A 12,401-nucleotide genomic window follows, 5' to 3' on the forward strand; every position below is an offset into this window, starting at 1 on the left:
TTACATGTTGAACCTGGAGCGGCTGCGCGTCCTCGACGCGCTCGCCCGGCACGGATCGGTGAGCGGCGCCGCCGACGCGCTGCACGTCACGACCTCGGCCGTCTCGCAGCAGATGGCCAAGCTGGAGCGCGAGGTCGGTCAGCAGCTGCTCGCCAAGCACGGCCGCGGGGTGCGGCTGACCGACGCGGGACGGCTGCTCGCCGAGCACTCCGCGCGCATCCTGTCGCAGGTCGAGCTGGCCCAGTCCGACCTGGAGGCGCAGCGGGGGCAGGTGGTGGGGGAGCTGCGGCTGTCCGCGTTCCCCACCGCGGCGCGCGGGCTGTTCCCCGCGGCGCTCTCCGCGCTGCGCGCCGCGCATCCCCAACTTCGCGTGCGTTCGCAGGAGTTGGAGCCGGAGGCCGGAGTCGCCGGGGTGATCCGCGGCGACCTCGACCTGGCGATCGTGCTCGACTGGTACAACAAGCCGATGCCGCTGCCCGACGGCCTGGTCAAGGCGAGCATCCTCGACGACCCGGCCGATATCGCGATGCCCGCCGGGCACCCGCTCGCCGGCCGTGACGAGGTCGGCCTGGAGGACTTCGCCGACGACGAGTGGATCACCTGGGGAGAGGGCGAGTTCTGCCACGAATGGCTGCTGTTCACGCTGCGCGCCAAGGGTGTCGAGCCGCAGGTCGGCCATCGCGCCGCCGAGACCCACACCCAACTCGGCCTGGTGTCGGCCGGGTTGGGGGTGTGCGTGGCGCCGCTGCTCGGCCGTGATCCGATGCCGCCGGGCGTGGTGACCGTGCCCGTGCGGCAGCAGGTGCGGCGCCATGTGTACGTGGTGTGGCGTGCCGACGCCGACCGCCGGCCCTCGATCCGGGCGGCCGTGGAGGCGCTGCAGAAGGCTGGGGCCGATCTGGGGCAGTCCGCCGAGGGCTGAGGGGGCCGGGGTGCGCCCTTGTCCTACAGGTCCGCGTCCCTGCAGATCCGCGTCCCTATAGATCCGCCAGCTTGCGGAAGTCCCACGACGCGATCTTGTCGGGGGTCAGCCGGGCCCAGGCGTGGCGGCCGTCGTGGAACATCTCGGCCATGCCGAAGTTCTTCCGCGCGAACAGCGGCTCCAGCGCGTCGAGTTCGGGGCACGGCTCGCCGGTGCGCGGGGACTCGCCGACGAACTCGACGCGCCCGGACAGCTCGACGCCGCGCAGCTCCCCGTACTCCTCGCCCGCGTCGACCACCACGGCCACGCGCCCGTCGGCCCGCAGATCGGCCCAACGGCGGCTGCGGTCCAGGGAGTACAGCCACAGCGACGTCCCGTCCCAGACGAACCACAGCGGGCTGACGTGCGGGGTGCCGTCGGCCGACACCGTGGCCACCCGGCACGTGCGCTGCTCGGTGAGGAACGTGTCCAGCTCCTGCGAGGTCATCATGATCCTGCGACCCCGGCGCTGGGTGACGGTCATGGGCACTCCCCGGTCCGTTGGCTGACGATGCGTCAGGAAAGCAGCATGCGGCCTCTTCCGTCCGCGCGCAATGGTCACTAGTCTCCAGCACCCTGGACCGGCCGGACCTACAGGGGGAACCATGCCGACGCGCGAGGACTTGGCCGAACTGCTCGAACCGGCGGGCACCGTGCTGCTGACCGTCGAGTGCCAGCAGGGCGTCGTCGGCACCGACAGCGCCCTGCCCGAACTCGCCAAGGAGGCCCGCACGTCTGGCGCGCTGGCGAACGTGGCGCGGCTCGTGGCCGCCGCCCACGAGAGCGGGGTGCAGGTGCTGCACGCCGTCGCCGAGCGGCGCCCCGACGGACGCGGCGCGAACCGCAACGGCCGCCTGTTCCGTGCCGCCGAACGCCTCCCCGTGCAACAGCTCTCGGGATCCAAGGCCGTCCGGATCGCCCCGCCGATCGAGGTCGCCGACGAGGACCTCGTCGTACGCCGGCTGCACGGTCTCTCGCCGATCGCGGGCACCGACGTCGACCCGCTGCTGCGCAACCTCGGCTGCCGCACCCTCGTCGTCACCGGAGTCTCCGCCAACGTGGCCGTACCCAACGCGGTGTTCGACGCCGTGAACCTCGGCTACACCGTCGTCGTCCCCAAGGACGCGATCGCGGGGGTGCCCTCCGACTACACCCCCGCGATGATCCGCAACACGCTCGCCCTCGTCGCCACCGTCACGGCGACCCCGGACGTGCTCGCCGCGTGGAAGCGCCCTAGGCGAGGCTGATCGAGTCCCCGGTCACCGTGATCTTCTTCTCGGGCAGCGGCCGCGTCGCCGGCGGGTTCTTCACGCTGCCGTCCTCGATGGAGAACTTGCTGCCGTGGCACGGGCAGTCGATGGTGCCGCCCTCGACCTTGGTCACCGCGCACCCCTGATGCGTACAGGTGCTGGTGAACCCCTTGAACTCGCCCTTCTTCGGCTGGGTCACCACGATGCCGGCGTCGGCGAAGATCTTGCCGCCGCCCTCCGGGATGTCCGAGGTCTTCGCGAGCTCCTCGCTCCCGCCGCCGCCGGCCGACGAGGCGTTGCCCGCCGGTTCGGACGAGCCGTCCTTCGAACCGCAGGCGGTCAGCGCCGCGGCGATCCCCGCGGCGCCGACCGCGGCGACGACGGTCCGGCGAGCGGGCGCCGGGCCCGTGGGTGCGGTCTCCTGCGAAGCGGTCATGCTCTCGGTTCCTTTCGATGGGCGGACCTGGATCCCGTGGGGGTACTTTCCCGTACGTGCCGTGATCCCGGAGCGTTCAACGTCTCGCCGATCTCATAACCTGGGCGCATGCTCACCGAAGTCACGGCGACCCGATATGTCACTCCATTGAGGGAGGGCGGATCGCTTCCCGGCCTGGTCGAGGCCGACGATCTCACCGCGTACGTCATGAAGTTCACCGGCGCGGGACAGGGCCGCAAGACGCTCGTCGCCGAGGTGATCTGCGGACAGCTGGCGCGGGCCCTCGGCTTCCGGGTGCCGGACCTCGTCGCCCTCGACCTCGACCCCGTCATCGGTCTCGGCGAACCCGACCCCGAGGTGCAGGAGCTGCTCAAGGCGAGCGGCGGCACCAACCTCGGGATGCGGTTCCTGCCGCGGGCACTCGGCTTCGACCCGCTCGCGTACGCCGTCGATCCCCTGGAGGCGGGCCGCGTCGTCTGGTTCGACGCGCTGATCAACAACGTCGACCGGTCCTGGCGCAACCCCAACATGCTGGTCTGGCGCGGTGACCTGTGGCTCATCGACCACGGCGCGAGCATGATCTGGCACCACAACTGGCGCGGCGCACCCGCCTGGGCCGCCAGGCCGTACGACGCGACCGATCACGCCCTCGCCCCGTTCGGACCCGATGTCGAGGCGGCCGCCGCCGAACTCGCGCCGCGCGTCACCGAGGACCTCCTCGCGCGGGCCGCCGCCGACGTGCCCGACGTCTGGCTCGCGGACGAGCCGGGCTTCGACCACCCCGACGCGGTGCGGCGGGCCTACGTCGAGACGCTGGCGGAGCGCGCCGCGACCGTCCACGAGCGCATCGACCTGCCGGCGGGCGGCGCGGCCCGGACGCCGCGCACGACCGGCTGGATCACCGAAGGAGCGGACCGATGAGCGAGCGCGATGTCTTCGAGTACGCCCTGCTGCGGGTCGTGCCGCGCGTCGAGCGAGGCGAGCAGATGAACGCGGGCGTCGTCGTGTACTGCCGGGCCAGGTCGTTCGTCACCGCGCTCACGCATCTCGACGAGTCCCGGCTCCTGGCGCTCGACCCCGAGGCCGACGTGGCCGGCGTGCGCGCCGTGCTCCACGCCGTCGAACGGCACTGCCGCGGCGGCGACAGCGCCGGACAGGCCGCGGACGACGACGCGGGGCGCCGCTACCGTTGGCTGATCGCACCCCGCTCGACGGTGGTGCAGCCGGGGCCCGTGCACACCGGTCTGACGGCTGATCCGGCCGCCGAGGCGGAGCGTCTGCTCGCCCAGCTGGTGCGCTGAGCGCGCCGGTCCGGCACGGCGAGTGATCAGGGGCACCCGGTGGGTACGTTGACACCGGGTGTCAGGGCTTCTAGCGTCACACGCACAGGGTACTAAGCGGTCGCTCACCCGCACTGGAGCGGAGCGGCCGCCCTCTAGGGCGAGGAGACCGAAGAGCATGTCCACCACTGAGCAGCGCGTAGCGATCGTCACGGGAGCCGCGCGCGGTATCGGCGCCGCGACCGCGATCCGTCTGGCCGAAGAGGGCCGCGCCGTCGCCGTGATCGACCTCGACGAGGCCGCTTGCAAGGACACCGTCGAGAAGATCACCGCCGCCGGTGGCAAGGCCCTCGCGGTCGGCTGCGACGTCTCCGACGAGGCGCAGGTCGAGGCCGCCGTCGCACGGATCGCCGAGGAGCTCGGCGCGCCGACGATCCTCGTGAACAACGCGGGCGTCCTGCGCGACAACCTGCTGTTCAAGATGAGCGCCTCCGACTGGGACACCGTCATGAACGTGCACCTGCGCGGCGCGTTCCTGATGTCCAAGGCCGTCCAGAAGCACATGGTGGACGCGAAGTTCGGCCGCATCGTGAACCTGTCGTCCTCCTCGGCGCTCGGCAACCGCGGCCAGGTCAACTACTCCGCCGCCAAGGCCGGTCTGCAGGGCTTCACCAAGACCCTCGCGATCGAGCTCGGCAAGTTCGGCGTCACCGCCAACGCCGTCGCCCCCGGCTTCATCGTCACCGACATGACCGCCGCCACCGCCGAGCGCGTCGGCATGGGCTTCGAGGACTTCCAGGCCGCGGCCGCCACGCAGATCCCGGTGCAGCGCGTGGGCCGCCCCGAGGACATCGCCAACGCCATCGCCTTCTTCACCGGCGAGGCGGCCGGCTTCGTCTCCGGCCAGGTCATGTACGTGGCCGGCGGACCGCTCAACTAAGCCCGGAGGCAACGGACATGACGACTTCAGAACTCCCGCCCCTGTCCGGCAACGTCGCCCTCGTCACCGGCGCCAGCCGCGGCATCGGCTACGGCATCGCCGAGGCCCTCGTCGCCCGCGGCGACCGCGTCTGCATCACGGGACGCGGCGAGGACGCGCTCAAGGAGGCCGTGGAGACCCTCGGCTCCGAGCGCGTCATCTACGTAGCCGGAAAGGCCCACGACGAGGCGCACCAGGCCGCCGCCGTCGAGCGCACCATGGAGGCGTTCGGCCGCGTCGACTTCCTCGTCAACAACGCCGGTACGAACCCGGTGTTCGGGCCCATCGCCGAGCTCGACCTGAACGTGGCGCGCAAGGTCTTCGAGACCAACGTCGTCTCCGCGCTCGGCTTCGCCCAGCAGACGTACAAGGCGTGGCAGAAGGAGAACGGCGGCGCGATCGTGAACATCGCGTCCGTGGCCGGCGTCTCCGCCTCGCCGTTCATCGGCGCGTACGGCATGAGCAAGGCCGCCATGGTCAACCTCACGCTCCAGCTGGCGCACGAGTTCGCGCCGAAGGTGCGGGTCAACTCGATCGCCCCGGCGGTCGTGAAGACCAAGTTCGCGCAGGCCCTGTACGAGGGCCGGGAGGCCGAGGCCGCGGCCGCCTACCCGCTCGGCCGGCTCGGGGTGCCCGAGGACATCGGCGGCGCCGCCGCGTTCCTGACCTCGCACCAGGCCGACTGGATCACCGGCCAGACGCTCGTCGTGGACGGCGGCATCTTCCTCAACGCGGGCGTCGCGTGATCAATGTGTGACCCGAGCAATATGGGCGTCGGCTGACATCGCCAGACAAACGTCCTCGCGCATGAAGTGCCCCGTCGGATCAAGCAGTTGATCCGGCGGGGCACTGCGATATTGTCTGCCGACCCATGGCATGGCCGATCGAGGAGCGTGCGCGTGTTCAAACGGTTGCTTGCCCCCCGCACGTTGGCGGCGACTGCGTCCATAGCCCTGCTCGCCGGGTGCGGGCTGATGCAGACCGGTGGCTCCGAGGACGAGAATCCGATCGTGGTGGGGACCACCAGTGCCCCGAGCACGCTGGACCCCGCGGCTTCCTGGGACGGCTCCTGGGAGCTGTTCCGCAACGTCTACCAGACCCTGGTCGCCTTCCCCTCCGGCGCCGCGGAACCGGAGGCCGACGCGGCCGAGTGCTCCTTCAAGGACAACGCCAACCGTGTCTACCACTGCCGGCTGCGCGAGGACATGAAGTTCTCCGACGGGGACTCGCTCGACGCTGAGGCTGTGAAGTACTCGATCGACCGGATCCGCGCCATCAAGGTCAAGGGCGGGCCGAGCGGACTGCTCGGCAGCCTCGACCGCGTCGAGACGCGGGGCGACCGCGACGTGACGTTCCACCTGAAGAAGCCGGACGCGACCTTCCCGTTCGTTCTCGCCACGCCGGCGATGTCGATCGTCGACCCCGACGAGTACCCGGCCAAGGAACTGCGCACGGACGGCAAGGTCACCGGGTCCGGTCCCTACTCGCTGCAGGCCTACACGGACGGCGAGAAGGCGGAACTCGTCAAGAACCCCCAGTACGAGGGGTTCGCCGACCGCAAGAACGAAGCAGTGACGATTCGCTACTTCAAGACCTCCTCCGAGATGGTCACCGCCCTGAAGTCCAAGGAGATCGACGCGACCTTCCGTGGCCTCGCCGCCGAGGACGTCGTGCACCTCCAGGGCAAGAACGACAGCGACGGCCTGCAGCTCGTCGAGGGCGCGGGCACGGAGATCAGCTACCTCGTCTTCAACCCGAAGGACCCGTGGGCGGGCAAGCGCGCGGTGCGCCGGGCCGTCGCGCAGGTCGTCGACCGGGGGGCGATCTCGCACGAGGTCTACAAGGACACCGTCGAACCGCTGTACTCCATGGTCCCCAAGGGGCTCGCGGGCCACTCCACGGACTTCTTCGACGACTTCGGCGATCCCAGCCCCGCCAAGGCGGCCGCGATCCTCTCCAAGGCGGGCATCACCGGGCCCGTGCCGCTCACGCTCTGGTACACCACCGACCGCTACGGATCGGCGACCGCCCCCGAGTTCGAGGCCCTCAAGAAGCAGCTGGAGGCGTCCAAGCTGTTCAAGGTGACGCTCAAGAGCCGGCCGTGGAAGACGTACGAGCAGGGCTACCGCAACGGTGAGTACCCGGTGTTCGGACGTGGCTGGTTCCCGGACTTCCCGGACGCCGACAACTTCATCGCGCCCTTCGTGGGCGAGGAGAACGCGGTGAGCACGCCCTACGTGTCGCCCGAGATCACCGACCAGATCCTGCCGCAGTCGCGCGGCGAGAGCGACCGGGGCGCGACGGTCCGGCAGTTCGAGCGGGCCCAGCAGATCATGGCGGACGACGCCCGGCTGCTGCCCCTGTGGCAGGGCAAGCAGTACATCGCGGCCAGCGACGAGATCTCGGGCGGCGAACGCGCCCTCGATCCGTCGACGATCATGATGATGTGGGAACTGCAGCGCAAGACCAGTTGGTGAGGCCGGGCGGTCCCCGGGCGGGACCGTGATTGTCAGTGGACGCCGGTAGGTTCTTGGGTGACGAAGCGGCCGTGCGCGTGGTGACGCGCGCACGGGCGTGCAAGTGCCCGTACCCCGGAGGTTGTTGACGTGACCGACACTGCGATGCTGCCCGAGTCCTGGCGTGGCGTCCTCGGCGAGGAGCTGCAGAAGCCCTACTTCAAGGAGCTCACCGAGTTCGTCGAGGAGGAGCGCGCGAAGGGTCCCGTCTACCCGCCGCGCGAGCAGGTCTTCGCCGCGCTGGACGCGACGCCGTACGACCGGGTCAAGGTGCTGGTCCTGGGCCAGGACCCGTACCACGGCGAGGGGCAGGGGCACGGGCTGTGCTTCTCGGTGCGGCCCGGCGTGAAGACGCCGCCGTCGCTGCGCAACATCTACAAGGAGATGCAGGCCGAGCTCGGCACCCCGATCCCGGACAACGGATATCTGATGCCGTGGGCCGAGCAGGGCGTGCTGTTGCTGAACGCGGTGCTGACGGTGCGGGCCGGCGAGGCCAACTCGCACAAGGGCAAGGGCTGGGAGAAGTTCACGGACGCGGTGATCCGGGCCGTCGCCGACCGCCCCGACCCGGCCGTCTTCGTCCTGTGGGGCAACTACGCGCAGAAGAAGCTCCCGCTCATCGACACCGAGCGGCACATCGTCGTGAAGGGCGCGCACCCCTCGCCGCTGTCCGCGCGCAAGTTCTTCGGCTCGCAGCCCTTCACCCAGATCGACGCGGCGGTCGCGGCCCAGGGCCACGAGGCGATCGACTGGCGCATCCCGGATCTGGGCTGAGCCGCGCCTGATCGGGATTGCCGGTGGCGGCCGTTAGCGTCGGAAGCCGTGATCGGCACCCGACCGGTTGGTGAGCTTGGAGGAGCCAGTGGCACAGCGGCGCGAGCAGGCGGCGGACGACACCATGATGACCCGCATCGGGCAGGTGGTCATGCTGGCGCATGCCGGGGACCGCGAGGAGGCGCGGGACCGCTTCCTCGTCCTGTGGTCGGAGATCGGCGAGAACGGCGACCCGCTGCACCGCTGCACCCTCGCGCACTACATGGCCGACACCCAGGACGATCCTGCCGACGAGCTGGCCTGGGACCTGCGCGCGCTGTCCGCCGCCGACGGGCCCGCCGACGAGCGGCCGCAGGCGGACGAGGCGTCCCTCGCGCTGCGCGCCCTGTATCCGTCGCTGCACCTCAATCTGGCGGCGGACTACGTGAAGCTGGGGCGCCCCGGCGCGGCCCGCAGCCATCTGGCACGGGCCCGCGCGACGGTCGGGACGCTCGGGGACGACGGGTACGGGGACGGGGTGCGCGCCGCCCTCACCCGGCTCGAGCTGCGGGTGTCGGCCCTGCCGGCCGACGATGACGACTCGGACGAGGGCGGCCGCCCGGGCGGCGAGCCGCTGGGCCCGCCGCGCCGCAGCTCCTGACCGGGCGGCCGGCGGCGTCAACTGCCGTAGGCGTCCTGACAGATGACGGACTGCGGGCTGTCCGGGTCCCAGCCGCCGTACTGGCGGCCGAGCGCGCAGACATCGGTCTGGGCGGGAGCTTCGGGTGCGGTGGTCCGGGCGGGCTCCGGCTCGGGCCTGGTGGCGGCCGTGCGGTGGGGCGCGGCTTCCGGCGCCGCGCGCCGGGGTGGTGCGGCCGGACGCGGGGGCGGCGGGGCCTCAGTGCGCGGGCCGGCGGCGCCGCGGTGGGGCGAGGGGCCCGTGCGCTCCAGGGCCTCCCGTGCGGGGGCCTGGACCAGCGGCCGGTCGGCGTGGCCGTCGGGGCGGGGCGCGGGAGCCGTGACGGACGGCGAGGGGGTGGCCGGGGCGGGCGGGGCGTGGACGCTCATGCAGCCGGACGCGGTGGCAGCGGTGACGGCGGCGGCCGCCGACAGCAGGAGCGTGGCTGAGCTGGACTTTCTGGGCACCCGCGCCACTTTGCTGGACGCGACCGCGGTGGGGGAACCGTAGGGGGCGAGGTTGCCCCGCACGGGTGACGGTGGATGCCTCAGGCGTCCTTTGAGCCGAGCATGCCGTGCAGCAACTCCCCGTATCCCCGTCGCAGTTCCGCGAGGCTCGGTACCGCGGTGCTGAACGAGCCCGCCACGCACGAGAACATCGTGCCCTCGGTCCACGCCACCAGGGACAGGGTGTGCCGCTCGGGGTCCCGCGAGCCCGCCGCGCGCAGGAGTTCCGTCAGGGGGCGACGGAACTGGCTGCCCGTGTCGTCGAAGAACGTGCGCAGCTCGGGGCGGCGCGTGGCTTCGAGCGCCAACTCGTAGCGGCAGATCAGGAGTTGGGGGTTCTGGGTCAGGTAGCGGTGCAGGGCGAGAGCCATGCCGTCGATCAGGGCGGCCAGGCCATCCGTGGGGCTGGGTAGTTCGTCCACGGCGAGCACCCGGCCCTCGCGCGCCGCGAGCCGCCGTACGGCCGCTTCGAGCAGGGCGAGCCGGGTGCGGGCGTAGTTCGACGTCGAGCCCTGCGGCAGGTGGGCGACCTCGTCGACCGCGCGGTGCGTCAGGCCGCGCATCCCGCGCTCCGCGAGCAGCACGAGTGCGGCGTCGGCGATCCGGTCGGGGCGGGAAGCGGCGGCCGCGGGATCGTGCGGCTCGGTCGTGCGGGACATGAGGGACAACCTATCGCGATGACTACAGATGTAGTGGCCGTCACGGTCGCGGAGTCAGCCGCGGTCTGTCGATGCCACTACAGCTGTAGTACGGTCGTGGCGTGACTTCACTACAGGTGTAGTGAAGGGGGTCGTTCCATGCCATGGGAGGCGTCATGACAGCCACCGGAGACACCCGACCGGGGGCGCGGCAGGCCAGGGCCGTCGTGGTCGGCGGCGGGATCGGCGGACTCACCGCGGCGCTGGCGCTGCACCTGCGCGGCTGGCGGGTGACCGTCCTGGAGCGGGCGCGCGAACTGAAGCCCGTCGGCGCGGGCATCTCCCTCGCGCCCAACGCTCAGCGCGCCCTCGACGTCGTCGGGCTCGGCGACGAGATCCGTTCGCTCGCCGCCTGGACGGGGGACGGCGGCCTGCTCACCCCCAAGGGCCGCTGGCTGTCGCGCGCCGATCCGGGGCTCGCGGCCGAGCGGTTCGGCAGATCCCTCGTCCTGCTGCACCGCGCGACCCTGATCGAGAAGCTGGCGGCCCGGCTGCCCGCCGACATCGTGCGGACGGCGTCCGGGGCGCGGCTCGCCGACGCCGGGGATCCGGGCGACCCGGCGCGGCCCGCCCGGGTCGTCACCCCGCAGGGTGACCTGGAAGCGGAGCTGGTCGTCGGCGCCGACGGGATCCACTCGGCCGTGCGCGGCGCCCTCTTCCCGGAGCACCCCGGCATCGCGTACTCCGGGTTCACCACCTGGCGTGTCCTCGTACCGCCGCTGGGCCGCCCCTTCGTCCAGCACGAGACCTGGGGGCCCGGCCGCCTCTGGGGCACGCACCCCTTCGCCGACGGCACGATCTACGCGTACGCCGCCGCCATGCTCCCCCCGGGGCGCACCGCGGCGGACGGCGACGAGAGGGCGGAACTCCGGCGCCTGTACGGGAGCTGGCACGACCCGATCCCCGCGATCCTCGACGCGGTCGAACCCGGCGGGGTGCTGCGTCACGACGTCCACCACATCGCCGAACCGCTGCCCGCCTTCCACCGCGGCCGGGTCGCGCTCCTCGGCGACGCCGCGCACGCCATGGCGCCGACGCTGGGCCAGGGCGGCAACCAGGCCATCGAGGACGCGGTCGTCCTCGCCCACCACGCCGCCCCCGACGCGGCACCGGACCTGGCCGGATACACCCGGGCGCGACAGCCGCGCACCGCGATGATCGCGCGCAGGGCGATGACGGTCAGCCGCGTGAACATGCTCGGCAACCGGCCGGGCATCGCCCTGCGCAACGGCGTGATCCGCGCCGCCGGCCTCGTCGGGCCCACGCTGATGCTGCGCGGCCTGGACGGCATCGCGGACTGGCGGCCCCCGCAGCGGCGGCCCCACGCGCGCGACGCGGTGCCGGGGGAGCGGGTGTAGCGCCGGGCGCGCCCCGCGGTCACCTCCCCGTATGCTGCCCGGACGCGACGGGGTACGGCTACAGAGGAGTACGGGAACGTGAAGGTCGGCTGCATCGGACTCGGGGACATCGCGCAGAAGGCCTATCTGCCCGTGCTCACCACGCAGGCCGGGGTGGAACTGCATCTGCAGACCCGGACGCCCGCGACCCTCGCCCGCGTGGCCGACGAGCACCACATCCCGGCCGCGCAGCGCCACACCGAGCTGGACGCGCTGCTCGCCCAGGGGCTCGACGCGGCCTTCGTGCACGCGCCGACCGCCGTGCACCCCGAGATCGTGACGCGTCTGCTGGAGGCGGGCGTCGCCACGTACGTCGACAAGCCGCTCGCCTATGAACTGGCCGATGCGGAGCGGTTGGTGGCCCTCGCCGAGGAGCGCGGTGTCAGTCTGACCGTCGGCTTCAACCGGCGCTACGCACCCGGGTACGCGCAGTGCGTCGAGCACCCGCGCGAGCTGATCCTGATGCAGAAGAACCGGGTCGGGCTGCCCGAGGAACCGCGCTCGATGGTCCTCGACGACTTCATCCACGTCGTCGACACGCTGCGGTTCCTCGTGCCCGGCGAGGTCGACGACGTCACCGTGCGCGCCCGCGTCGAGGACGGCCTGCTGCACCACGTCGTCCTCCAGCTCGCCGGTGACGGCTTCACCGCGCTCGGCGTCATGAACCGGCTCAGCGGCTCCACCGAGGAGATCCTCGAGGTCTCGGGACAGGACACCAAGCGGCAGGTGATCAATCTCGCCGACGTCGTCGACCACAAGGGGCAGCCGACCGTGCGCCGCCGTGGCGACTGGGTGCCCGTCGCCCGCCAGCGCGGTATCGAGCAGGTCGTGCTCGCCTTCCTCGACGCCGTCCGCGCGGGCCGGGTGCTCAGTGCCCGCGACGCGCTGGCCACGCACGAGCTGTGCGAGCGGGTCGTGCGCGAGGTGCAGCGCCTCGCGGCCTGAC

At 72.0% G+C, this 12,401-nt stretch carries 15 protein-coding genes; 11 read left to right on the plus strand and 4 right to left on the minus strand.

The window, feature by feature from the left end; all coding sequences use genetic code 11:
* Positions 1-4 precede the first annotated feature (4 nt).
* Entirely contained in the window at positions 5-922 is a 918-nt protein-coding gene (locus tag ACQUQD_RS34460) for a LysR family transcriptional regulator (protein WP_428956094.1), read from the plus strand.
* A 55-nt stretch (positions 923-977) separates the two neighbouring features.
* Here the strand turns inward: ACQUQD_RS34460 and ACQUQD_RS34465 are convergent, their stop codons facing one another.
* Positions 978-1,445, minus strand: coding sequence for a pyridoxamine 5'-phosphate oxidase family protein (locus ACQUQD_RS34465; RefSeq protein WP_428956095.1), 468 nt, complete (start codon positions 1,443-1,445; stop codon positions 978-980).
* A 121-nt stretch (positions 1,446-1,566) separates the two neighbouring features.
* Between ACQUQD_RS34465 and ACQUQD_RS34470 the strand changes: the two genes are divergently transcribed.
* Complete coding sequence (locus ACQUQD_RS34470; RefSeq protein ID WP_428956096.1) at positions 1,567-2,208, plus strand: cysteine hydrolase; 642 nt, start codon at positions 1,567-1,569, stop codon at positions 2,206-2,208.
* On the opposite strand, the gene ACQUQD_RS34475 is transcribed toward ACQUQD_RS34470, so the two are convergent.
* Positions 2,195-2,647 carry a Rieske (2Fe-2S) protein gene (locus ACQUQD_RS34475; protein WP_428956097.1) on the minus strand — a complete coding sequence of 151 codons (453 nt, stop codon included), beginning with the start codon at positions 2,645-2,647 and terminating at the stop codon, positions 2,195-2,197. The two genes, ACQUQD_RS34470 and ACQUQD_RS34475, sit on opposite strands and share 14 nt — an antisense overlap.
* Before the next feature lie 108 nt (positions 2,648-2,755).
* Here ACQUQD_RS34475 and ACQUQD_RS34480 point away from each other — a divergent pair, with 108 nt between their 5' ends.
* The 7 genes from ACQUQD_RS34480 to ACQUQD_RS34510 all read left to right on the plus strand — a co-directional run bounded on the left by ACQUQD_RS34480 (position 2,756) and on the right by ACQUQD_RS34510 (position 8,836).
* Positions 2,756-3,568, plus strand: a complete 813-nt coding sequence (locus ACQUQD_RS34480; protein ID WP_428956098.1) for a HipA family kinase — start codon at positions 2,756-2,758, stop codon at positions 3,566-3,568.
* Positions 3,565-3,948 (plus strand): DUF3037 domain-containing protein, encoded by a 384-nt coding sequence (locus ACQUQD_RS34485; RefSeq protein ID WP_428956099.1) that lies wholly within the window; start codon positions 3,565-3,567, stop codon positions 3,946-3,948. Before ACQUQD_RS34480 ends, ACQUQD_RS34485 begins: the two co-directional genes overlap by 4 nt.
* A 157-nt stretch (positions 3,949-4,105) precedes the next feature.
* Positions 4,106-4,867 (plus strand): 3-oxoacyl-ACP reductase FabG, encoded by a 762-nt coding sequence (gene fabG, locus ACQUQD_RS34490; RefSeq protein ID WP_428956100.1) that lies wholly within the window; start codon positions 4,106-4,108, stop codon positions 4,865-4,867.
* 17 nt (positions 4,868-4,884) lie between these two features.
* A complete protein-coding gene (locus ACQUQD_RS34495; RefSeq protein WP_428956101.1) occupies positions 4,885-5,652 on the plus strand; it encodes an SDR family oxidoreductase in 768 nt (255 codons plus the stop codon).
* Between the two features lie 228 nt (positions 5,653-5,880).
* Entirely contained in the window at positions 5,881-7,383 is a 1,503-nt protein-coding gene (locus tag ACQUQD_RS34500; RefSeq protein WP_428957726.1) for an ABC transporter substrate-binding protein, read from the plus strand.
* A 129-nt stretch (positions 7,384-7,512) separates the two neighbouring features.
* Entirely contained in the window at positions 7,513-8,196 is a 684-nt protein-coding gene (ung, locus tag ACQUQD_RS34505; RefSeq protein ID WP_428956102.1) for a uracil-DNA glycosylase, read from the plus strand.
* Between the two features lie 88 nt (positions 8,197-8,284).
* Complete coding sequence (locus ACQUQD_RS34510) at positions 8,285-8,836, plus strand: hypothetical protein (protein WP_428956103.1); 552 nt, start codon at positions 8,285-8,287, stop codon at positions 8,834-8,836.
* Positions 8,837-8,853: 17 nt separating this feature from the next.
* Here ACQUQD_RS34510 and ACQUQD_RS34515 read toward each other — a convergent pair whose 3' ends face one another.
* A complete protein-coding gene (locus ACQUQD_RS34515; RefSeq protein ID WP_428956104.1) occupies positions 8,854-9,321 on the minus strand; it encodes a hypothetical protein in 468 nt (155 codons plus the stop codon).
* Between the two features lie 80 nt (positions 9,322-9,401).
* A complete protein-coding gene (locus tag ACQUQD_RS34520; protein ID WP_428956106.1) occupies positions 9,402-10,019 on the minus strand; it encodes a TetR/AcrR family transcriptional regulator in 618 nt (205 codons plus the stop codon).
* 155 nt (positions 10,020-10,174) lie between these two features.
* On the opposite strand from ACQUQD_RS34520, the gene ACQUQD_RS34525 reads away from it, so the two are divergent.
* Together ACQUQD_RS34525 and ACQUQD_RS34530 are read left to right on the plus strand one after the other, a co-directional pair.
* Positions 10,175-11,416 carry an FAD-dependent monooxygenase gene (locus ACQUQD_RS34525; RefSeq protein WP_428956107.1) on the plus strand — a complete coding sequence of 414 codons (1,242 nt, stop codon included), beginning with the start codon at positions 10,175-10,177 and terminating at the stop codon, positions 11,414-11,416.
* Between the two features lie 78 nt (positions 11,417-11,494).
* Entirely contained in the window at positions 11,495-12,400 is a 906-nt protein-coding gene (locus ACQUQD_RS34530) for a Gfo/Idh/MocA family protein (RefSeq protein ID WP_428956108.1), read from the plus strand.
* Position 12,401 lies beyond the last annotated feature (1 nt).

Origin of the sequence: Streptomyces sp. cg35 (genome assembly GCF_050410835.1) — a bacterium.
Taxonomy (GTDB): domain Bacteria; phylum Actinomycetota; class Actinomycetes; order Streptomycetales; family Streptomycetaceae; genus Streptomyces.

Excerpts from the sequence above, each read along its gene's own strand:
- fabG (WP_428956100.1), top strand. The coding sequence starts at position 4,106 with ATGTCCACCACTGAGCAGCGCGTAGCGATCGTCACGGGAGCCGCGCGC.
- ACQUQD_RS34525 (WP_428956107.1), top strand. The coding sequence starts at position 10,175 with ATGACAGCCACCGGAGACACCCGACCGGGGGCGCGGCAGGCCAGGGCC.
- ACQUQD_RS34470 (WP_428956096.1), top strand. The coding sequence starts at position 1,567 with ATGCCGACGCGCGAGGACTTGGCCGAACTGCTCGAACCGGCGGGCACC.
- ACQUQD_RS34520 (WP_428956106.1), bottom strand. The coding sequence starts at position 10,019 with ATGTCCCGCACGACCGAGCCGCACGATCCCGCGGCCGCCGCTTCCCGC.
- ACQUQD_RS34475 (WP_428956097.1), bottom strand. The coding sequence starts at position 2,647 with ATGACCGCTTCGCAGGAGACCGCACCCACGGGCCCGGCGCCCGCTCGC.
- ACQUQD_RS34485 (WP_428956099.1), top strand. The coding sequence starts at position 3,565 with ATGAGCGAGCGCGATGTCTTCGAGTACGCCCTGCTGCGGGTCGTGCCG.
- ACQUQD_RS34480 (WP_428956098.1), top strand. The coding sequence starts at position 2,756 with ATGCTCACCGAAGTCACGGCGACCCGATATGTCACTCCATTGAGGGAG.
- ACQUQD_RS34460 (WP_428956094.1), top strand. The coding sequence starts at position 5 with ATGTTGAACCTGGAGCGGCTGCGCGTCCTCGACGCGCTCGCCCGGCAC.
- ACQUQD_RS34465 (WP_428956095.1), bottom strand. The coding sequence starts at position 1,445 with ATGACCGTCACCCAGCGCCGGGGTCGCAGGATCATGATGACCTCGCAG.
- ACQUQD_RS34500 (WP_428957726.1), top strand. The coding sequence starts at position 5,881 with ATGCAGACCGGTGGCTCCGAGGACGAGAATCCGATCGTGGTGGGGACC.
- ACQUQD_RS34495 (WP_428956101.1), top strand. The coding sequence starts at position 4,885 with ATGACGACTTCAGAACTCCCGCCCCTGTCCGGCAACGTCGCCCTCGTC.